The organism is Paenibacillus sp. JJ-223 (assembly GCF_927798175.1).
Lineage (GTDB): Bacteria > Bacillota > Bacilli > Paenibacillales > Paenibacillaceae > Paenibacillus > Paenibacillus hubeiensis.
This window is the reverse complement of the sequence record NZ_CAKMMP010000007.1, coordinates 81996-100875: the sequence shown is the minus strand read 5'-3', so window position 1 is coordinate 100875 and position 18880 is coordinate 81996. Positions and strand designations below refer to the sequence as shown.

The window sequence follows — 18880 nt, the reverse complement described above, 5'->3', positions numbered from 1 at the left end:
CATGGGGCAGCGGCGTGATGACGCTTCTGCCCATTTTGGCATGATCGACCATTCATCGAGCTAAAAACCGTTGCACGGGAAAGGTGGACATGATATATTGAATTATGTAAAAACGATGTTAAGCGCGTTGTCGGGACGTAGCTCAGCTTGGTAGAGCACCTGGTTTGGGACCAGGGGGTCGCATGTTCAAATCGTGTCGTCCCGATCTTTTTCATGCGGGTGTAGTTCAATGGTAGAACTCCAGCCTTCCAAGCTGGTAGCGTGGGTTCGATTCCCATCACCCGCTTTATGATGAGGCAGCACTCCAGCCCTTGCGACAGCAAGGGTTTTTTCGTGGTTTCACGAGATGGAGGGGAAGGGGTTAAGGAGCTTCGCGGGAATGGGCTTTGCTTTTGGAGGAGTTTCTGATACAATGGCGGAGTAACGATACTACGCATGAATGAGAGGTAACCATACGTCCCATGAAGTAAGACACATGAAATCGAACCTTATGAACTGCACAGTGTTATTGACGCAGTCAGCCGCAGCGGCTGAGCAATGAGGGATTCGTGTGTCCAATTCGGCATTTGGGATCAGATATGGGAGTACAGTGTGCATATGCATGTTTGTACGCAGCACCCTGTTTTTAGGGTTGCTCTGTTCATGTCTTGGCGTATCCATATGTCCGTTTGAGATTTCATGTATTTTCGAATTGCCAGACCGCCGGCTGCTGCCGGTGGTTTTTTTGCTTTTTAATTCGAATTCAGGAAGGATGAGAGCTCATGACGACATTGGTACGCCTGCATGAAGTATCGAAGGATTGGAACGGGATGGAGTTGTTTTCAGGGTTGAACCTGGAAATCAATGAAGGAGAACGGCTGGCGATTCTAGGCCGAAATGGATGCGGCAAAACGACGCTGCTGCGGATGATTCTTGGTGAAGAAGACGGCGGGGGGCGTATTGAACGGCACCTTCCCCAGCGGGAATGGAGTTATATGAGGCAGCGCTCCAGCATTGCTCCCGGGACGCTTGTACTGGATGCGGTGCGGCAGGAAAGCGGGGCGCTTCATGAAGTGAAATGTAAGCTGGAACGTTTGGAACAACGCATGAGCAGCGGGGAAGGAGATAATGAGCAGCTGCTTGCCGACTATGCTGCGGCGTTGGAGCATTACGAGCGGTTGAACGGGTACATGTGGGAGACCGACGTGGAAAAAACATTGGGCAAGTTGGGGTTGACTCAGGAACACTGGAATCGGACATATGATTCCCTGAGCGGCGGGCAAAAAACAAAAGCGCGTCTAGCCGGCCTGCTGGTCAGCCGTCCCCGGTTCCTCATCCTGGACGAACCGACGAACCATCTGGATGAGGAGAGCATGCGCTGGCTGGAAGAATGGCTGGTTTCCTATGAAGGGACGCTGCTGTTTGTATCGCATGACCGGACGTTCATCGATCAGGTCGCCACGAGTGTCGTTGAGTTTACGAATAAAGAACTTACGAAATATAAAGGCGGATATTCGGATTACAAAACGTACAAGGAGCAGGAGCTGCGCAAGCAAGAAACGCTTTATCGCAACCAGGAACTGGAGCGAAAGGCATTGCAGGAGGCGATCCGCAATTATCAGCAGTGGTTCCATAAGGCGCACAACTCGGCAACCGATGTTGAGGTGAAGATTACCCAAAGCTTTTACAAAGCGAAAGCCAACAAAAACATATCCCGTTACCATGCCAAGCAGAAACAGTTGGATCGTTTGGAACGAGATCGGGTGGAAAAGCCGCGCGAGGCGCCCAAGCTGAACATGGAATTGCAAGTGAATACGCTTCACGCCCGGCAATTGCTTGCGATGGAAGGGGTCTATTTTGCCTATCCGGGCGGGCAGCCGCTGTTCAGCGATTTACGGTTTGCCGTGGAACGCGGCGACCGGTTGGCCGTGCGCGGGCCAAATGGTACGGGTAAAACAACACTGCTCAAACTGCTGATCGGCGAACTGGATCCGGTGCAGGGCCATGTAGCGCGCCATCCGCAATTGAAGATCGGTTATTTTTCGCAGGAGCTGGAAGGATTGCCCGAGGATGTTACGCTGCTGGACAGTCTGCTGACCCTGCCGTCCATGACGCAAAGCGCAGCGCGCACGCTTCTGGGATGTTTCCTGTTCTCGCGGGATGATGTGTTCAAGCGAATCGGAGATCTGAGTATGGGAGAGAAATGCCGGGCGGCGTTCCTGCGGTTGTACTTTGGCGGGGCCAATCTGCTCGTTCTGGATGAACCGACCAATTATTTGGACATCGATACGCAGGAAGTCATGGAGGATGTGCTGAAACGGGCTTCCGGCGCGTTGGTTCTTGTCTCCCATGACCGAATGTTGACGAAGGCGCTTGCCAATCGACTGCTTGATCTGGAGCCGGGAGGCAAGGTACGCCGATTTGAAGGGAGCGTGGAGGAATGGGAGGAATCGTTGAAGCTGCGGGATAGCGCGTTGACCATCCGGGATGCCGACGACGAAAGACTGCGACTTGAACTGCGGTTATCCGAGCTGCTGTCGCCGTCCCTTCATCCTGGAAAGGGAACGGTTGCCGATCCGGAACAGGAGGCCGGGCGTGCGGCGGAGACAGCCGAGATTCGGGAAATTCAATTCCGGCTCAAACAGTTGCAAAAGGGCTAACTTTTGCTTATAATTATGAACATTCAACGCTTGAGTTAACCTAAACCAACTTATGCAAACGTGATGATGGAGATAAGTAAGCAGTGCCTCTGGACAGGGAGGAAGCGCCACGGATTGAGAGCGTTTCTGTAGAAAAGGGCTGTCGAAATTCACTCCGGAGCGGTTCCTTGAACATGGCTGCGTTCATTGCTGCCATCAGTAGGGGCAAACGGCTAACGGTCGTTATTCCGTTTAGAGTGAGACATACGGGCTGCGCGGTAAGCGGCGTGGCAGAACCGGATGTCTAACAAGGGTGGTACCACGGTCTTTTCGTCCCTTTATGGGGAGAAAAGGCCTTTTTTGTTGCAATAAAACCACATGAGGGGGCTGTTCACATGAAAGAACGTTTGGAGGCATTAAAGATCGAAGCGCTGGATCAATTGTCCAGTGTTAACGATCCGCAGACGCTTGGTGATCTGCGCGTAAAGTATTTGGGTAAAAAGGGCGCGTTGACCGAGATTTTGCGCGGTATGGGCGCGCTGAGCGCGGAGGAACGCCCGGTCATCGGCCAAGTGGCCAACGACGTTCGCGGCGCCATCGAAGCCGTGATCGAGAGCAAACAGGAGCAGTTCACGAAAGAAGAGACCGCAAAACGTCTCCAATCCGAAACGATCGACGTTACATTGCCTGGCCGCCGTGGGCGCCAAGGCGGATTGCACCCGCTAACCAAAGTGGTGCAGGAAATCGAAGATATTTTCATCGGTATGGGTTACCGTGTAGCGGAAGGTCCGGAAGTCGAAACCGATTATTTCAACTTCGAGGCATTGAATCTGCCTAAAAACCACCCGGCCCGCGACATGCAGGATTCGTTCTATGTCACTGAAGAACTGCTGATGCGTACCCATACTTCTCCGGTTCAGGTTCGCTCCATGCAAGCGATGCAGGGTGAAGTGCCGCTGAAGGTCATCTGCCCAGGCAAAGTGTACCGTCGCGATGATGACGATGCAACGCACTCGTTCCAGTTCAACCAGATTGAAGGCATCGTGATCGGCGAAAACATTCGCATGAGCGACCTGAAAGGCACATTGCTGCAATTCGTACGCGAAATGTTCGGGCCTCATACGGAGATTCGCCTTCGTCCAAGCTTCTTCCCGTTCACCGAGCCAAGCGCTGAAGTGGATGTCACTTGCGTGCAATGCGGAGGCAGCGGCTGCCGGATGTGTAAACAAACAGGCTGGCTTGAAATTCTCGGTTGCGGCATGGTTCATCCTAAAGTGCTTGAAATGGGCGGTTACGACCCGGAAAAATACAGCGGCTTTGCCTTCGGCATGGGCGTTGAGCGTATTGCCATTCTGAAGTACGGCATCGACGATATTCGTCATTTCTACAACAGCGACCTGGCATTCCTTAAGCAGTTCGGGCGGTTGTAAGCGATAGAACCATACATTCTTCTGCGCGTGTCAGCATGATTTGGCATGATCGCGCCCAGGATCGAAACATTAAATATAGATTAAGGAAGTGAACGTGCATGCGAGTATCGACGGATTGGCTGTCTGATTATATTTCCCTGGAAGGCGTGGCGCCACAGGAGCTGGCGGAGAAAATCACCCGTTCCGGCATCGAGATTGACGTGGTGGAGAACCGCAACCAAGGCGTGAACAAGGTTGTTGTAGGTTATGTGAAAAGCAAGGAAAAACATCCGGATGCCGACAAACTGAACGTTTGCATCGTGGATGCTGGTCAGGAAGAGGATTTGCAGATCGTCTGCGGCGCGAAAAACGTGGATGCAGGCCAAAAAATCGCGGTTGCCCTTGTGGGTGCCAAATTGCCTGGCGGGCTGGACATCAAAAAAGCCAAGCTGCGCGGCGTTGTATCCATGGGCATGATCTGTTCGGCGAAAGAATTGGGTATGAACGACAAATTGTTGCCGAAGGAACAACAGGAAGGCATTCTGGTGCTGCCTGAAAATACCGAAATCGGAACGCCGATTGCCCAGGTTCTCGGTCTGGACGATCATGTCCTGGAACTGGACCTGACGCCGAACCGTTCGGATTGCCTCAGCATGCTGGGTGCGGCTTACGAAGTCGGTGCCATCCTGGGACGCGACGTGAAGCTGCCTGATCCGCAGCAGCATCTGGTGGAGATTTCGGATGCGGCGGCAAACCACATTTCGGTGCAAATTTCGGCTGCGGAGCAGTGTGCTCACTATGCAGCTCGTTATGTTACGGGCATCAAATTGGGAGCGTCCCCCCTCTGGATGCAAAATCGCCTGATGGCAGCGGGCATTCGCCCGATCAACAACGTCGTCGACGTAACCAACTATGTCATGCTGGAATACGGTCAGCCGCTGCACGCATTTGATGCGGATAAATTGGAAAAAGGGCACATTGATGTGCGTATGGCGCAGGAAGGCGAAACCATCGTGACGCTGGATGGCCAAGAGCGCAAACTGGAGCCGCATATGCTCTTGATTACGGATGGCGTGAAACCTGTGGCGATCGCCGGGGTCATGGGCGGCGAGAATTCCGAGGTTGCGGAAGGCACTGTCAATCTGTTGCTTGAATCCGCCAAGTTCGATGGCGGAACTGTACGAAAAACGTCGCGCCAACTGGGGCTGCGTTCCGAAGCGAGCCTGCGTTTTGAGAAGGAAGTGGATCCTGGAGCAGTCATTGCTGCATTGAATCGGGCTGCGGAATTGATCCAACGTTATGCGGGCGGCGAAGTTCATCAGGGGATCGTTCAGGCAGGAACGGAATCCGCAGAGAAACGTGTCGTGAAATTGTCGCTGGACAAACTCAACCGTTATCTTGGAACAGATCTGTCGCTGCTTGAGGTTAAAACGATCTTCGCCCGTCTGCACTTCGCCTGCGGCGATGCCGAACAAGGCATCCTGGACGTGGAAGTTCCGACGCGCAGAGGGGATATCACACTGGATGTGGACTTGTTCGAAGAAGTAGCACGCCTGTACGGGTACGACAACATTCCGACTACGCCGATCGAAGGGCCTACGACGCCTGGGGCATACACGCGCGCTCAAGCAATGCGCCGCACGATCCGCGGTTTGCTTGCAAACAGCGGCTGGCAGGAAATGATCAGCTACTCCTTCGTACATCCGGATAAGGCATCCTTGTTCCCGTCCCTGACGGCAGGCAGCAAAACGGTAAAATTGGCCATGCCGATGAGCGAAGACCGCAGCGTGCTCCGTACAAGCGTACTTCCGCAAATGCTGGATGCCGCGGTGTATAACATGAATCGGAAACAGGACTCCCTGGCGGTATTCGAAGTGGGCAGCGTGTTCTTCACGGAAGAGGAGCAGTTGACCAAACAACCGCATGAAATTCCGGTTTTGAGCATGCTGCTTACGGGCCATCGTGCTCCTCAACAATGGAATGCCGGTGCGGAAAAAGTCGATTTCTTCGATTTGAAGGGGGCTTTGGAGGAACTGTTTGCTTATCTGGGTCTGGAGAGCCGTATTCGTTTCGTGGCCAACCAGCCGGAAGGATACCATCCGGGACGTTCCGCATCCGTATATTTGAGCGATCTGCATGGCGGCGAGGATAAGCTGATCGGAACGATGGGCCAATTGCATCCGGAACTGCAATTGCAGTATGATCTTAATGATGTGTATTTGGCAGAGATCGGTCTTGAAGCGATTTACAGCGATGCGGATGCGGATATCCGTTACCGCGAGCTTCCGCGTTTCCCTGCGGTTGAACGGGATATTGCGGTCGTTGTCGGCAAAGACGTCGAAGCGGGAGCCATGCTCCATGCCATTCGTGAAGCAGCTGGGGAATTGATGCAAACCGTACAGGTATTCGACGTGTTCACCGGAAGCAAATTGGGAGACGACAAGAAGAGCGTAGCAATGGCTCTCGTGTACCGTCATCGCGAGCGCACGCTGACCGATGAGGAAATTACCGAGGTTCATTCCCGCGTCGTTTCGCGCCTGGAAGAACAGTTCGGCGCGGAGCTGCGCAAATAGGGACGAAGCATCTTCTCACTGAGTTAACAAACGAAGCCGTGCTGCCCAAGCGCCATGAAGACCGGACAGAGGGGGCTTTCGGTTCAGCCTCGCCTCTCACCTTCGGCTGAATGGATTGCAAATAAGCTGATTGTGGCCGCTAAAATAAGATGGATTTGCAAGGAAGACGGAACGTGCTTTAAATGAAGTCCCTCTTGAAATATCAGGAAGCCGATTCCTTGGCGCTTTTACTTTCTGATATTATGAAAAAGAATTAGCAGGAATTGCTTAAAGTCACATCGAATCCTTAGCATTAGAGGATTGATGTGACTTTTTTTTGCTGACAGCCAAGAATCAACATACAGACTTGAAGGAGGGCACAACTGTGACTACACCTGATCGTACTCGCGTCACCGTAGAGATATACGGGACTTCTTATAAATTGGTCGGCAGCAGTGCCGAATACATGAAACAAGTGGCCAGCTTGGTGGATGAACGAATGAATACCATCTCCAAAAACCACTCCCGCTTGGACACGCCGCGCATCGCGGTCCTCGCGGCTGTACATATGGCCGAGCAGTCGCTCCAGGCTCAGGAGATCCGGAATGAGCTGAAGATGTTGACCGGCGAACGGACGGAATTGAGAAACGAGCTTAATCGCTTGAACGCGATTCAGAGTGAACACCGCAAGGAACTGGAACAGCGTGATCAGGCCATTGCGGAAGCCATCAAACAAAAGCAGGAAGCCGAGCAGGCCCAAGCCAAAATGGCGGCGGACAACAAGGCGGAGATTGCACGATTGAATGCGATGTTGGAGCAGGAAAGGACCCGGTTTGCTGAACGCGAGAAATCGATGCAGGCCCAGCATGCTGCCCAACTTAAGCAAGAGGCCGAGAAGCAGCAGGCAAGGTTGAGGGAAGCAGAAGCGAAAGCAGCCAATCAGCTAAAAGAAGCGCAAGCTCAAGCAGCGGCGCAGCAAAAGGAAATGCAGAACCGTGCTGCCGCAGAACTTCAACAGGCTCAAGCGAAAGCGGCGGAGCAGCTGAAGGCAGCGAAGGAGCAGCAGGCGCAGGCGGAAGCGCGCCTGAAAGAAGCGGAAGCTCGCGCAGCCACGGAGCGCCAGCAGCTTGAAGCGAAAGCGGCGGAGCAGCTTAAGACAGCGAAGGAGCAGCAGGCGCAGGCGGAAGCACGCCTGAAAGAAGCGGAAGCTCGCGCAGCGTCGGAACGCCAGCAGCTTGAAGCGAAGGCGGCGGAGCAGCTGAAGGCAGCGAAGGAGCAGCAGGCGCAGGCGGAAGCGCGCCTGAAAGAAGCGGAAGCTCGCGCAGCCGCGGAGCGCCAGCAGCTTGAAGCGAAAGCGGCGGAGCAGCTGAAGGCAGCGAAGGAGCAGCAGGCGCAGGCGGAAGCGCGCCTGAAGGAAGCGGAAGCACGCGCAGCCGCGGAGCGCCAGCAGCTTGAAGCGAAAGCGGCGGAGCAGCTGAAGGCAGCGAAAGAACAAGCAGAGGCTGCTATACTAGCCGAACTGGAGCAGGCCGAAGCAGAGCTGAACAAGGTGCAGTCGGAAGCGGCCAAACAGGTCGAAGAGCTGCAAGCCACCATGGAACGGCGTTTGCAGCAGGCTGAAGAAGAGAAGGCCCGACAAATTGGTGAGCTCCAGGAGAAGGCCGATAAAGAACGTGCAATCATTCAGCTTGAAGCAGAACAAAATCTTCAGAACGAAATCGGTCGGGTTACGGTTGAATTCCGTGAAGCCAAGGAGCAGTCGGAACTCGAATGGATGGAAAAAGAGGTTGCCTTTGAGGCGAAGCTGGAGGCTGAAGCGAAACAAAAGAATGAACTCGCGGCGGCAGCGGCTGCCTTGGAAAAAGAACAAAGCAAGTTAAAACAGCAGTTGGAAGAGGAGAGACAGGAGGCAGAGGAGCTGCTGCGCGACGTCGAAGCTCAGCTTGGCGCCGTTCGTGAGCAGCTTGCGAGCACGCAGCAGCTGGTCACGGAGCAGGAAGAGAAAATTGCGCAGGAACTGGAACAGCTTCAGTTGTTGCAGGAAGAAAAGGCCGCGCGCATTCAGGAGAAAGAAATCCAAACGCGGCGAATCGCCGAACTGGAGCAGCAGCTGAACGAGCTGAAGCAAGATAGCGCACGCCTGCAGGAAAAATTGCGTACAGCCGAAGCGGAAACAAGCCAATCCCGGGAAGCCGAACAGCAATGGAAGCAGCAGTATAATGAAGTCGTCGAGCGGGAATCTGCCTTGTCCGCGCAGCTTCGCAAAGCACAGGATCATCAGGCGCGGCTGGATGACGAGGTTCTGCGCTTGCAGGCAGCGGCATCGAGATCCGAGGAAGAGCAGCGCGGTCTGCAAAAGGTGCTGGAACAGGCTCATGCAGCCGTGCGTACGCTTCAGAACGAAATCGGCATGCTGACCAAGAGCGAGCAATCGTGGAAAGAGCTTGCCGAGCAGCGGCTTGCGGAGATCGGCGAATTGGAAACGCAAGTCCTGGAGGCCGTGGAACAGAACGAAACGCTTGAAGCCGGGGTGCAGTCCCTTCACGATGAATTGTCCGTCATCAAGGAAGAGGCGGATTCCTTCCGTAAAGAGGCCAACCGTTACAAGCAGGATTTTGCCCGCATCAATGATGAACATCAGCGACTCGCAGCAGAGCTGCACGACGTAACGGACGAACTGCATTCGCTGCAGGAAAGCTACAAGCAAATTCGCAGCGATTACGACGATGCATTGCAGCGCGAAGAGATCGGCGCGAGGGAATTGGAAAGACTGCAAGCCGAGAATCGCTCCATCAAGCAGTCGCTTGTAGAAGCAAACGATCAGGTAAAGATGCTGTCCGAACAAGTGGGCGAACAAGCAGCACAAATTTCGCAGACGGAAGAAGAAGCATTGGAGTGGCAGATCAAACACGAAGACTTGACGGCCAAACATGCCGAGCTTTCCGCACGGGTCGAACAACTGACTGCGCGTGAAGAGCAAATGCAGCAGAAGCTTGACGAGGCTTCAAGGAACGACCAGGTTTGGCAGCGACGTGCAGACGAATGGGCGGTGCAGGAGCAGGCTTGGCAAGAACGTTGGACTGCGCTGGAGAACGAATTGAACATGTGGCAGCAGGAAAGTGCGGTCAGCGTCGAAAAGGTAGAACAGCTGGAGAAAGAATGCAAGCAGCTGGAGCAGCTGCATGCAGGTGCGGTTGAAGAAAAGCAATCGATGGAAACGGAACTTCACGATATCGGCGAACGATTCGAGCTCGCAGCCAATCAATTGCGTCTGCTGCAGGTGGAGCGCGAAATAGAGCGTGAGAAAGCCGAGCGATTGAACACCGAATATCGGCAGCTGCAGGACGAGTATGCGAAACTCCAAACCGAATACAACGAGTGGATCGAACTCATCGAGCAGGACCAAAGTCAGCAATAACAGATACGGATATAACATTCAGGGTATGATCACTTGTGCGATCTGTTATAATACAAGAAGAGCTCCCGTCTAGTTGCGGGGGCTCCTTGTGATTGAACGTTTATGTTTATTCCTCAACGATGATTTTGGAGATCATTCTGCTATGACCGCTTCCGCACCATACGGAGCAGGACACCTGAAATTCTCCGGCCTTATCGGGAGTAATCACTTTTGTGTTTTTCTGGGAATCGAGCGACAGGTTTAGTTCTGGCACGAGAATGCCATGGTTTCCTTCCACATTCTCATACACGATTTTGACCGGGACGCCTTTTTTGATACGGTATTCCGGCTGATCGAATTCATAATTGCTCGCTTTGATGACAAGCTCTTCGCTTGCGGTCACGTTCGCTTCGGACTCGGCGCTGTCGCTGGAGCCTGTCCCGCCACAGGCGGTGAGCATGAGTGCCAGCATGCAGATCGCTAGCCATGCGATTCCTTTTTTCATCATGTGCCTCCTTTAGCCTGTTGAAATAGATGGAATTTGAATGATTTCCTCAAATCATCATACCTCATTCCATGAGAACATGACCATGCCGGCTTTGTCATCTTTTTGAAAAATGCAAAGCGCAAAAACCTCTTCAGGCGGAAAGCCTTCGGAGGTTTATTGGACAAGCCTTTTCAGTTGTCGAGACGTGAATCAAAGTCCCTCGAGATTAGACCGATACTTCGGTTACGAATTGTTTTTGGAACTTCGACCGGCTTCAAACGGCGTGGATACCGGGATAAAGAGGTCGATGATGCCGATCACCAGAGCCGCCAGAATGGCTCCGAGCAAAGTGACTCTTACATGATCGACCACATACTGGCCAAGCCAGATGACCAGGGCACTGACGATGAAACCTACGATGCCTCGGCCAAACGGAGTAACCCGTTTGCCAAATACGCCTTCAATGATCCAACCAAGCAAGGCGATGACCAAGGCCAGCATCAATGCGCTCCAGAATCCGCCAACGGCAAATCCCGGCACAATCCAGCTGACTACCATCAACACGATCGCGGCAATGACGAATCGTACGACATGTCCCAGGAAATTCATACGGTTTACCTCCTTTTCATCAGATCGGATATGCATGGGACATCCAGTTCACAATGTTAATGTAGATGTTGCAATATCCTGACACCCGTAGTTTGTGGCGGAATGCTGCAACTTATGTGTGGAAGGATTCGTTAAATAGCGCAGCTACGATTCATTCGTTATAATACAGATATAGCTTGGAAGGAGTTGTACACTTGGACACGAAAATTTTGCACACATTAGAATACCGGAAAATTTTAAATACATTGCAGGGCTTTGCCCAAACCTCCATGGGGAAACGCAAAGCCGAACAGTTGGAGCCGGTGAGTGAGCTGGAGGAAGTAAAACGGCTGCTTCAACAAACCGATGAGGCAGCGACCTACGATCGCCTGAAAGGAATGCCTTCTTTTGGCGGTATCGTGGATATCACGGCATCCGTTAAACGTGCGGAAATCGGCGGTACCCTCAATCCGCATGAATTGCTGGGCATTTCCAATACAACCCTAGCGGCCCGCAGGCTGAAACGGCAAATTGCGGCTCTGCATGAGGATGAGCCATTGGAAACATTGGTTTTTATCAGCGACCAGCTCTCGGAGCAAAAAGCGTTGGAGGATTCCATTCGCAGCTGCATCGATGACAGTGCCGAAGTCGCCGACACGGCGAGCGTGACGCTGGCTCAGATCCGTCGGGAACTGCGGGGCGGGGAAGCGCGCATCAGGGAGAAGCTGGATTCGATGATCCGTTCCTCTACGGTGTCGAAGATGCTTCAGGATCAGTTGATTACGATTCGGGGCGACCGCTTCGTGATCCCGGTCAAAGCGGAGTATCGCTCTTACTTTGGCGGGATCGTGCATGACCAATCGGGTTCGGGGGCAACCCTTTTTATCGAGCCGGAATCCATCGTAGCCATGAACAACAAGCTGCGGGAGACGCGGATTCGCGAGGAACGGGAAATAGAAGTCATTCTGCAAAAATTGACGGCGTTAGTCAGCGAGCAGGCCGAATGGCTGCTGTACGATGTCGATTTGCTCGGTTCGCTCGACTTCATATTTGCCAAGGCGCGCTTGGCGCGTGAATTAAAGGCAACGCTTCCGCGCATGAATGACCGCGGGTTCATCAAGTTGAAAAAAGGCCGCCATCCGCTCATTGCCATCGAAAATGTAGTGCCTACAGACGTTGAACTCGGAAACGATTATACGTCGATCATCGTCACAGGACCGAATACGGGCGGTAAGACGGTTACCCTCAAAACGATCGGATTGTTGAGCCTGATGGCCATGTCCGGATTGTTCGTTCCCGCTGAAGATGGCAGCCAGCTCTGCGTATTCGATGCCATTTATGCGGATATCGGCGACGAACAAAGCATTGAGCAAAATCTCAGTACGTTTTCCAGCCATATGACCAACATTATTCGGATTTTGAAAAACATGACCCCGAAAAGCCTGATCCTGCTTGATGAGCTTGGTGCGGGAACCGACCCGGCCGAAGGCTCGGCTTTGGCTATATCCATTCTGGAACACATGCATAGCTCCGGCTGTCGCATGGTAGCGACGACGCACTATAGCGAATTGAAGGCCTATGCGTATGAGCGGAAAGGCGTGATCAATGCAAGCATGGAGTTTGACGTAAACACGTTAAGCCCAACCTATCGTCTGCTTGTTGGTGTGCCGGGCCGCAGTAATGCGTTTGCCATTGCGGAGCGTCTGGGACTGCCCGGCCACATTCTCGACTATGCACGCGGCGAAGTGAAAGAAGAGGATCAGCGGGTTGAGCATATGATCGCTTCTTTGGAAGAGAACAGACTTACCGCCGAGCAGGAGCGCGAACGCGCCGAACAGCTGCGTCAGGACATGGAGAAGCTGCGCAGCCGTTACCAGTCCGATCTGGAAAAACTGGAGCAGCAGCGTGATCGTCGAATTGAGAAAGCCGAGGAAGAAGCGAGAAGCATTATCGACAAAGCCAGAGCGGACGCGGAAAAAATCATTGCCGATTTGCGTCAGTTGGCCATGGAAGAGGGAGCTTCCGTCAAAGAACACAAGCTTATCGCGGCACGCAAACAGCTGGATGAGGCAGAGCCCGAAAAACGCAAAAAAGCGGTCAAACGCGCAGGCTCCGTTCCGAAGACCCGTGCGATCGGCCCGGGGGATGAAGTTCTTGTGTACAGCCTGAACCAAAAAGGGCATGTGGTTGAGCTGGCGGGAAGCAAGGAAGCCTTCGTGCAGCTCGGCATTATGAAAATGAAGGTCTCTTTGGACGATCTGGAATTGCAGCAGTCCGCTCCGGCGGTGAAGCCTAAGCAGAAACCGGTAACGGGCGTGAAGCGTACACGCGATGACAATGTCCGCAGCGAGTTGGATCTGCGTGGGGCCAATTTGGAAGAGGCGTTAATGGAAACGGACCGTTTCATTGATGAAGCCTTTCTGGCTAACTTAGGCCAAATTTACATTATTCATGGTAAAGGGACCGGTATTTTGCGTTCGGGTATTCAAGAATATCTGCGCAAGCATAGACATATTAAAAGCTACCGGTTAGGCAATTACGGAGAAGGCGGTAATGGTGTGACCGTAGCAGAGTTGGAATAACAGGGCGTAATCAAGCATGTTCCGCTGGATCGGTTGCGCTTGACAGCAGGAACGGGGAAGGAGAGCGATGAGTGAAGGGGACGATTGACCAGCTGCTGTCCCATCCGCTAGGGATGGTTCTCGGTTTTTTCTCGGTTGCGATTATGGAGTTGCTTGTTTTTCTGGCTTGTTTCGAGTTGGTCACGAAATACAAATGCTGGGATGAAATCAGAAAGGGCAACGTGGCGGTAGCTATGGCTACGGGTGGCAAAATTTTTGGCATTTGCAATGTGCTTCGTTTCTGCATCCAGGCCAAATCTTCCGTGTATGAAGCGATGATCTGGTCGTTTGTAGGTTTTATTTTGCTGCTGATCGCCTATTTTCTATTTGAGTTTTTGACGCCGGTCTTCTCCATTGACAAAGAGATCGCGGCGGATAATCGGGCCGTTGGATTGATTTCCATGATTATTTCGGTCGCGCTGTCTTTTGTCATCGGCGCAAGCATCATGTAAGGAGGCCTTGCATGAAAATTTTAATACGTATTTTGTTTGCGGCATCGATTGTATTTTTTGCCATCGGTGTGATCTACGTCATGAACACGTGAAATGATGTTTGAATAAAGAAAGGTTGATCAGGTTATGGAGAAAACAATATGCCCTTGGTGCCAAACCGAAATCGTATGGGATGAGGAACTTGGGCCAGAGGAAGAGTGCCCTTATTGTCATAATGAACTGAACGGGTATCGCACACTCAACATCACGCTGGGTGACGAGGAAGGTGCCGAGAGTGTTTATGACGAAGAGAACGAAGTGGAGGATGACGATCAGACAGCCGATCTGACTGCACTTTGGGGAGAAGAGGTTGAACTGAAGATGCCTGAACTGCGCACGTTAACGAAGTATGCGGACGAAGGCCATGATTTGCTTCAATATGAAGAAGGTGTGGAGAAGCAGCTCGACGTGCAGGAGGAGGTACCGGAGTGCCCTCACTGCCGGGAATTTATGGTGCTGACCGGCACACAAACCACGACTGCAGAACATTTTGCCTCTGTTCACAACCATGCATCGGGTTCCGGTCTCCTGATGCCAATGCCATTTACGGTTCAGATGTATGTCTGTTCAGGTTGTTTCCAGGTTCAGTATAGTCTTGCTGAAGAAGATCGGATGCGTCTGATTCAAAACCTGAGTACTCGTAAATAGCAGCAAACGCGTAATTCACTGAAAATCGTATAGACTTCCAGAGGTTTCATCATGTTTTTCTTCACCTTGGGGCAGTTTAACGTTATGACTGCCTGCTACCTATATTTCAGGTGGATGAAGGAGGAAGCAGATGAAGGTTACTCTGGGCCGACAATCCATTCTGCTGCTTGGCGTGAATGGATTGTTTGCGTTAGCCGGGGCTTTGTCCGGAACATTTCTGAATGTCTACTTGTGGAAAAGCCGGCCCGATTACAGCATGCTGGGATGGTTCACCGTGAGTCAACAGCTTGCTCTTGGCGCAACATTCTGGCTTGCCGGAAAATGGGTCAAGGAACATGACAAAATGATCGCTTTGCGTCTGGGCACCGGGTTATCGGGCTTGTTCTACATGCTTGTCCTGTGGGCGGGGCCAAAGGCGGTGGATTGGATCTGGCCGCTAGGCATCCTGCTCGGCTGTTCATTGGGGTTGTTCTGGCTTGCCTTTAACGTTGTATATTTTGAGGTGACTGATCGTGAAAACCGGGATTTGTTCAACGGATGGGTGGGGCTGCTGGGCTCCGTGACGGGCATCGTTGGTCCTTGGTTCTCCGGTTTGATCATCTCACGGATGGCTGACAATACCGGGTACCGGCTCATATTTACAGTATCGCTTGTCATCTATGTCATTGCCGTCGTGTGCAGCTTTTTCCTGAAAAAAAGAAAGGTCAGCGGTACATACTGTTGGGATGAACCGCTGAAGCAGTTATCCCGTAAGGGCAGCCCCTGGAGACCACTTGGCGTGGGGTTGATCGCTCAGGGGGTGCGAGAGGGTGTTTTTGCATTCTTGATCGCACTGCTCGTATATGTCGCCACCCAACAGGAGTATAAGCTTGGGCAATTCTCATTGATCACTTCATCCGTCGCGCTGGTGAGTTACTGGGCCGCAGGAAAATGGTTCAAACCTCGTTACAGGTCTATGGGGATGCTGTCCGGAGCGATATTGTTGTTCTTGGTTCTTCTGCCTCTATTATGGAAGGTTGGTTACGGCACCTTGCTGTTCATGGGAATCGGTTCGGCCATCGGCATGCCGCTGTACATGCTGCCGATGATTTCGGCAGGTTTCGATCTGATGGGGACAAGTGACGAAAACGTGGAGAAAAGAGTGGAACTTGTCGTATTGAGAGAGCTATGCCTCATGACCGGAAGACTGTTGGGGTTGGCATCGTTTTTGGTCATCGTTCAGAGTCAGCCATCGTTGCAAGAGATGGTATGGTTGATCGTTGCCCTGGGTGCATTTCCGCTTGTGGGATGGATTGCCATCCGCAGTTTGCTTAGCACGCATGATCCGAGGGCACCTCAGCGAAAATAAAAGAATAACAGGGTACTTGCGCCGAGTTCAGTTCTCCGGCAAGTACCCTGTTTTAGTTTGCTCCATGGCTTATTTCCATGATGCGGGAGAGGGTTTGTTGGTTCGTGTAAGTGAAAAGAGCTCCATATCTCCGTTTGGATTACCCGTAACGGCGTCTGCCAGTATGGAGGCTGCAATCATGCTGTATACCGTCCCATTCCCTCCGTAACCCTCAAGAAAATAGGAATGAGGGAATTCCGGATGGGGGCCGATTAATGGCAGCCCGTCATGGGTATTGCCGAATACGGCCCCCCATGTGAAATCGACTTCCAGGTCTGGCAGAGGGAAGTACGCACGAACCTTCTTCAAGAGTTGTTCGCCGCAATGCTTGGCTCGGTGCTCTCTCTGATCCTTGCGCGGCAAATCTTCATCCATCCCGCCTGCCACGATTCTTCCGTCCATCGTTGTCCGCATGTATGTGTATGGAAGCGCGGATTCCCAAATGAGATAGCGGTCATACCAACTGCTGAGATCCGGCAAAGGTTTGGTTACAATGACATAGGAAGTCTGGAGATAGGCCGTTTGATCCTTCTTGATGGACTGGGTTTCGTATCCTGTCGCAAAAATCACTTTGCGAGCATGAATCCGTCCACCCGGCGTATGGCACAACACGCCGTCTTTGAGGAAATCGCAATGGATCATGGCCGTTTTTTCGAAGATCCGGACCCCTTTTTTCGCAGCGGAATGAAACAAACCGTGTACGAAACGAAACGGATTCACCTCGGCATCGCCTCGGGTTAAAAGAGCAGCTGGTTTGCTAATCGAGAGGTGCTTGTTAATACGGCCGGCATCCCAAAACGCTGCGTCGAAACCGTATCGCTGCAAAGTCCGGGCCTCTTTCTCGAGTATGTGAATGTCTTCTTGACTGCTGGCAAAGCGAAGACTATTTCTTGGGATGAAACAAGGATCCGTATCCAGCGTACCCGCGAGTCGTTCGAGCTGCGCCATGGCATCCCGGCAAAGTTCGTAAAACCGGACGCCGGTATATTCGCCGAATGTATGGATGCAAGAGGTCAACGTTTTGTCATTTGTGTTTTGCAGCAGACCGGCACTGGCCAAACTGCTGCCGTGAGCAATGTTTCTTTTTTCAATGACGACCGTATCCACCCCCTGATCGGCAAGCAGCCGTGATGCTAATGCGCCTCCCATGCCGCCACCGATGATGAGGCAATCGCATGTAAGATCCGTTTGCAGCACAGGGTATGTTGGCGCATCGGTCATCGTGGAAGGCCAGAAGGGCGTACCATATACAAGTTCCAAGAGGGGCAACTCCTTTTCGGTAAGGGATTCTGTATACTTTCGGAAGACAAGGTAAAAATAATCCCGCATGCACTTCAGGTTAAGGAGGATCATTCCTATGCAACATGCGCAAATCCAGGCACTCAGTCCCAAAGAGCTGAATTACATCGCGGACTCCATTTCCAATGAGGAACTGTTGATCAAGCAGTGTGCGGCAACGGCCTCAACCACGCAAATTGCACAAATCCAGCAAGCTTTGAACCAGTACGTTCGCTCCCATGAACAGCATTTGAACACGCTGACTGCCGCGCTGCATCAGCATCAGTCCATTGCTCCTACGCAACCCCAGTAAGGCCCAAAATCAAAAACGCTGAAGGAGGAAGCCCTGTGTATTCTCAATCTTTGTCATCCGGGGGAAGTTTTATGCAGGAACAAGACCTGCTCAGTTCGATTCTCGCAAACCTGAGACGCACGGCGCGCGAGTATACGACCGCCACAACGGAAGCGGCTTGTCCGGCGGTTCGCCAAATGTTTATGGATTTGACGAACGATACGCTCAGGCTGCAGGGCGAGCTGTTCAATCTGATGCAGCAAAACAATATGTATTCCGCTTCGTCGAAGGCGCTCCGCCAGGACATAGACAAGCAAATCCAGTCTGCCCATCAAGCGCAGCAGAAATGCCAGCAGTTCGTGCAGGAGAAAAGCACGCAATCTGCCACGTACAACCATGCACCCAACGTTCCGCAGCATCCGGCAAATTACGGCAATCCCTATTACGTGTAATTTCCCGGAACGAGTTTTGAATCCGAAAAAAGCAGAGCATACCACCGCTTGCCCGAATTCCGAGCAGGCGGTTTTTGTGTTTGCACAGACGTTAAATTCATGTAATATTAGTATTAATTCATTTTCAGGAACCTGATAAGTGCTGGAGGGAAAGGCATGAAGGATTTGAACGATTTGCAATTGAAAGTTCTCGATCTGTTGAAGGAAGATGCTAGAAGAACTCCTGCATTGTTGTCGACACTGCTCGGCGAACCGGAGGAACATATCAAAAAGGCTGTCGAGGAACTGGAGCAAGAACACGTCATCGTGAAGTACGCCACGGTCGTAAACTGGAGCAAAGTGCACGACGAGAAGGTCACGGCGTTGATCGAAGTGCAAATTACGCCTGAACGGGGGCGCGGTTTTGAAGGGATTGCGGAGCGGATCTATCTGTATCCTCAGGTCAAATCCGTTTACTTGATGTCTGGCGCGTATGACCTGCTCGTCGAAGTCGAGGGCGGCAACCTGCGCGAGGTAGCCAACTTTGTGTCGGAGAAGCTGTCTCCCATCGATTCGGTCCTTTCGACCAAAACCAACTTTATTCTCAAAAAATACAAGCAGGACGGGATTATTTTCGAGGACCATCAAGAAGATAACCGTCTCATGATCTCGCCGTAAAGG

The 18880-nt window shown here is 52.3% G+C and carries 14 protein-coding genes and 2 tRNA genes; 13 read left to right on the top strand and 3 right to left on the bottom strand.

Annotated elements, in window-relative coordinates; all coding sequences use genetic code 11:
- The first annotated feature begins 131 nt into the window (after nucleotides 1-131).
- The 6 genes from L6H98_RS14160 (at nucleotide 132) to zapA (ending at nucleotide 9997) form a co-directional block, all read left to right on the top strand.
- A tRNA-Pro gene (locus tag L6H98_RS14160) sits at nucleotides 132-205 on the top strand.
- 10 nt (nucleotides 206-215) lie between these two features.
- A tRNA-Gly gene (locus tag L6H98_RS14155) sits at nucleotides 216-286 on the top strand.
- A 475-nt stretch (nucleotides 287-761) separates the two neighbouring features.
- Nucleotides 762-2639 carry a ribosomal protection-like ABC-F family protein gene (abc-f, locus tag L6H98_RS14150; protein WP_236415965.1) on the top strand — a complete coding sequence of 626 codons (1878 nt, stop codon included), beginning with the start codon at nucleotides 762-764 and terminating at the stop codon, nucleotides 2637-2639.
- 374 nt (nucleotides 2640-3013) lie between these two features.
- On the top strand, nucleotides 3014-4048 hold the full coding sequence (pheS, locus tag L6H98_RS14145) for a phenylalanine--tRNA ligase subunit alpha (RefSeq protein WP_236415963.1): 1035 nt from the start codon (nucleotides 3014-3016) through the stop codon (nucleotides 4046-4048).
- 98 nt (nucleotides 4049-4146) lie between these two features.
- Nucleotides 4147-6600, top strand: a complete 2454-nt coding sequence (pheT, locus tag L6H98_RS14140; protein ID WP_236415961.1) for a phenylalanine--tRNA ligase subunit beta — start codon at nucleotides 4147-4149, stop codon at nucleotides 6598-6600.
- 364 nt (nucleotides 6601-6964) lie between these two features.
- A complete protein-coding gene (zapA, locus tag L6H98_RS14135) occupies nucleotides 6965-9997 on the top strand; it encodes a cell division protein ZapA (protein WP_236415959.1) in 3033 nt (1010 codons plus the stop codon).
- Nucleotides 9998-10103: 106 nt separating this feature from the next.
- Here the strand turns inward: zapA and L6H98_RS14130 are convergent, their stop codons facing one another.
- Nucleotides 10104-10484 carry a cytochrome C oxidase subunit II gene (locus L6H98_RS14130; protein ID WP_356722990.1) on the bottom strand — a complete coding sequence of 127 codons (381 nt, stop codon included), beginning with the start codon at nucleotides 10482-10484 and terminating at the stop codon, nucleotides 10104-10106.
- Between the two features lie 222 nt (nucleotides 10485-10706).
- On the bottom strand, nucleotides 10707-11072 hold the full coding sequence (locus tag L6H98_RS14125) for a phage holin family protein (RefSeq protein ID WP_236415956.1): 366 nt from the start codon (nucleotides 11070-11072) through the stop codon (nucleotides 10707-10709).
- A 194-nt stretch (nucleotides 11073-11266) separates the two neighbouring features.
- On the opposite strand from L6H98_RS14125, the gene L6H98_RS14120 reads away from it, so the two are divergent.
- The 4 genes from L6H98_RS14120 (at nucleotide 11267) to L6H98_RS14105 (ending at nucleotide 16159) form a co-directional block, all read left to right on the top strand.
- The gene (locus L6H98_RS14120) at nucleotides 11267-13633 is read left to right on the top strand and encodes an endonuclease MutS2 (RefSeq protein ID WP_236415953.1); all 2367 of its coding nucleotides are present in this window, start codon (nucleotides 11267-11269) and stop codon (nucleotides 13631-13633) included.
- A gap of 71 nt (nucleotides 13634-13704) precedes the next feature.
- On the top strand, nucleotides 13705-14124 hold the full coding sequence (locus tag L6H98_RS14115) for a DUF350 domain-containing protein (RefSeq protein ID WP_236415952.1): 420 nt from the start codon (nucleotides 13705-13707) through the stop codon (nucleotides 14122-14124).
- A 126-nt stretch (nucleotides 14125-14250) separates the two neighbouring features.
- Nucleotides 14251-14811, top strand: a complete 561-nt coding sequence (locus L6H98_RS14110; RefSeq protein WP_236415950.1) for a hypothetical protein — start codon at nucleotides 14251-14253, stop codon at nucleotides 14809-14811.
- 130 nt (nucleotides 14812-14941) lie between these two features.
- The gene (locus tag L6H98_RS14105) at nucleotides 14942-16159 is read left to right on the top strand and encodes an MFS transporter (RefSeq protein WP_236415948.1); all 1218 of its coding nucleotides are present in this window, start codon (nucleotides 14942-14944) and stop codon (nucleotides 16157-16159) included.
- A 69-nt stretch (nucleotides 16160-16228) separates the two neighbouring features.
- Here the strand turns inward: L6H98_RS14105 and L6H98_RS14100 are convergent, their stop codons facing one another.
- Nucleotides 16229-17458 (bottom strand): FAD-dependent oxidoreductase, encoded by a 1230-nt coding sequence (locus L6H98_RS14100; protein ID WP_236415945.1) that lies wholly within the window; start codon nucleotides 17456-17458, stop codon nucleotides 16229-16231.
- 97 nt (nucleotides 17459-17555) lie between these two features.
- On the opposite strand from L6H98_RS14100, the gene L6H98_RS14095 reads away from it, so the two are divergent.
- The 3 genes from L6H98_RS14095 (at nucleotide 17556) to L6H98_RS14085 (ending at nucleotide 18877) form a co-directional block, all read left to right on the top strand.
- Entirely contained in the window at nucleotides 17556-17789 is a 234-nt protein-coding gene (locus L6H98_RS14095; protein WP_236415942.1) for a hypothetical protein, read from the top strand.
- A 35-nt stretch (nucleotides 17790-17824) separates the two neighbouring features.
- Nucleotides 17825-18220 (top strand): spore coat protein, encoded by a 396-nt coding sequence (locus tag L6H98_RS14090; RefSeq protein WP_236415940.1) that lies wholly within the window; start codon nucleotides 17825-17827, stop codon nucleotides 18218-18220.
- A gap of 156 nt (nucleotides 18221-18376) precedes the next feature.
- Entirely contained in the window at nucleotides 18377-18877 is a 501-nt protein-coding gene (locus L6H98_RS14085; RefSeq protein ID WP_236415938.1) for an Lrp/AsnC family transcriptional regulator, read from the top strand.
- The last annotated feature ends 3 nt before the right edge of the window (nucleotides 18878-18880 follow it).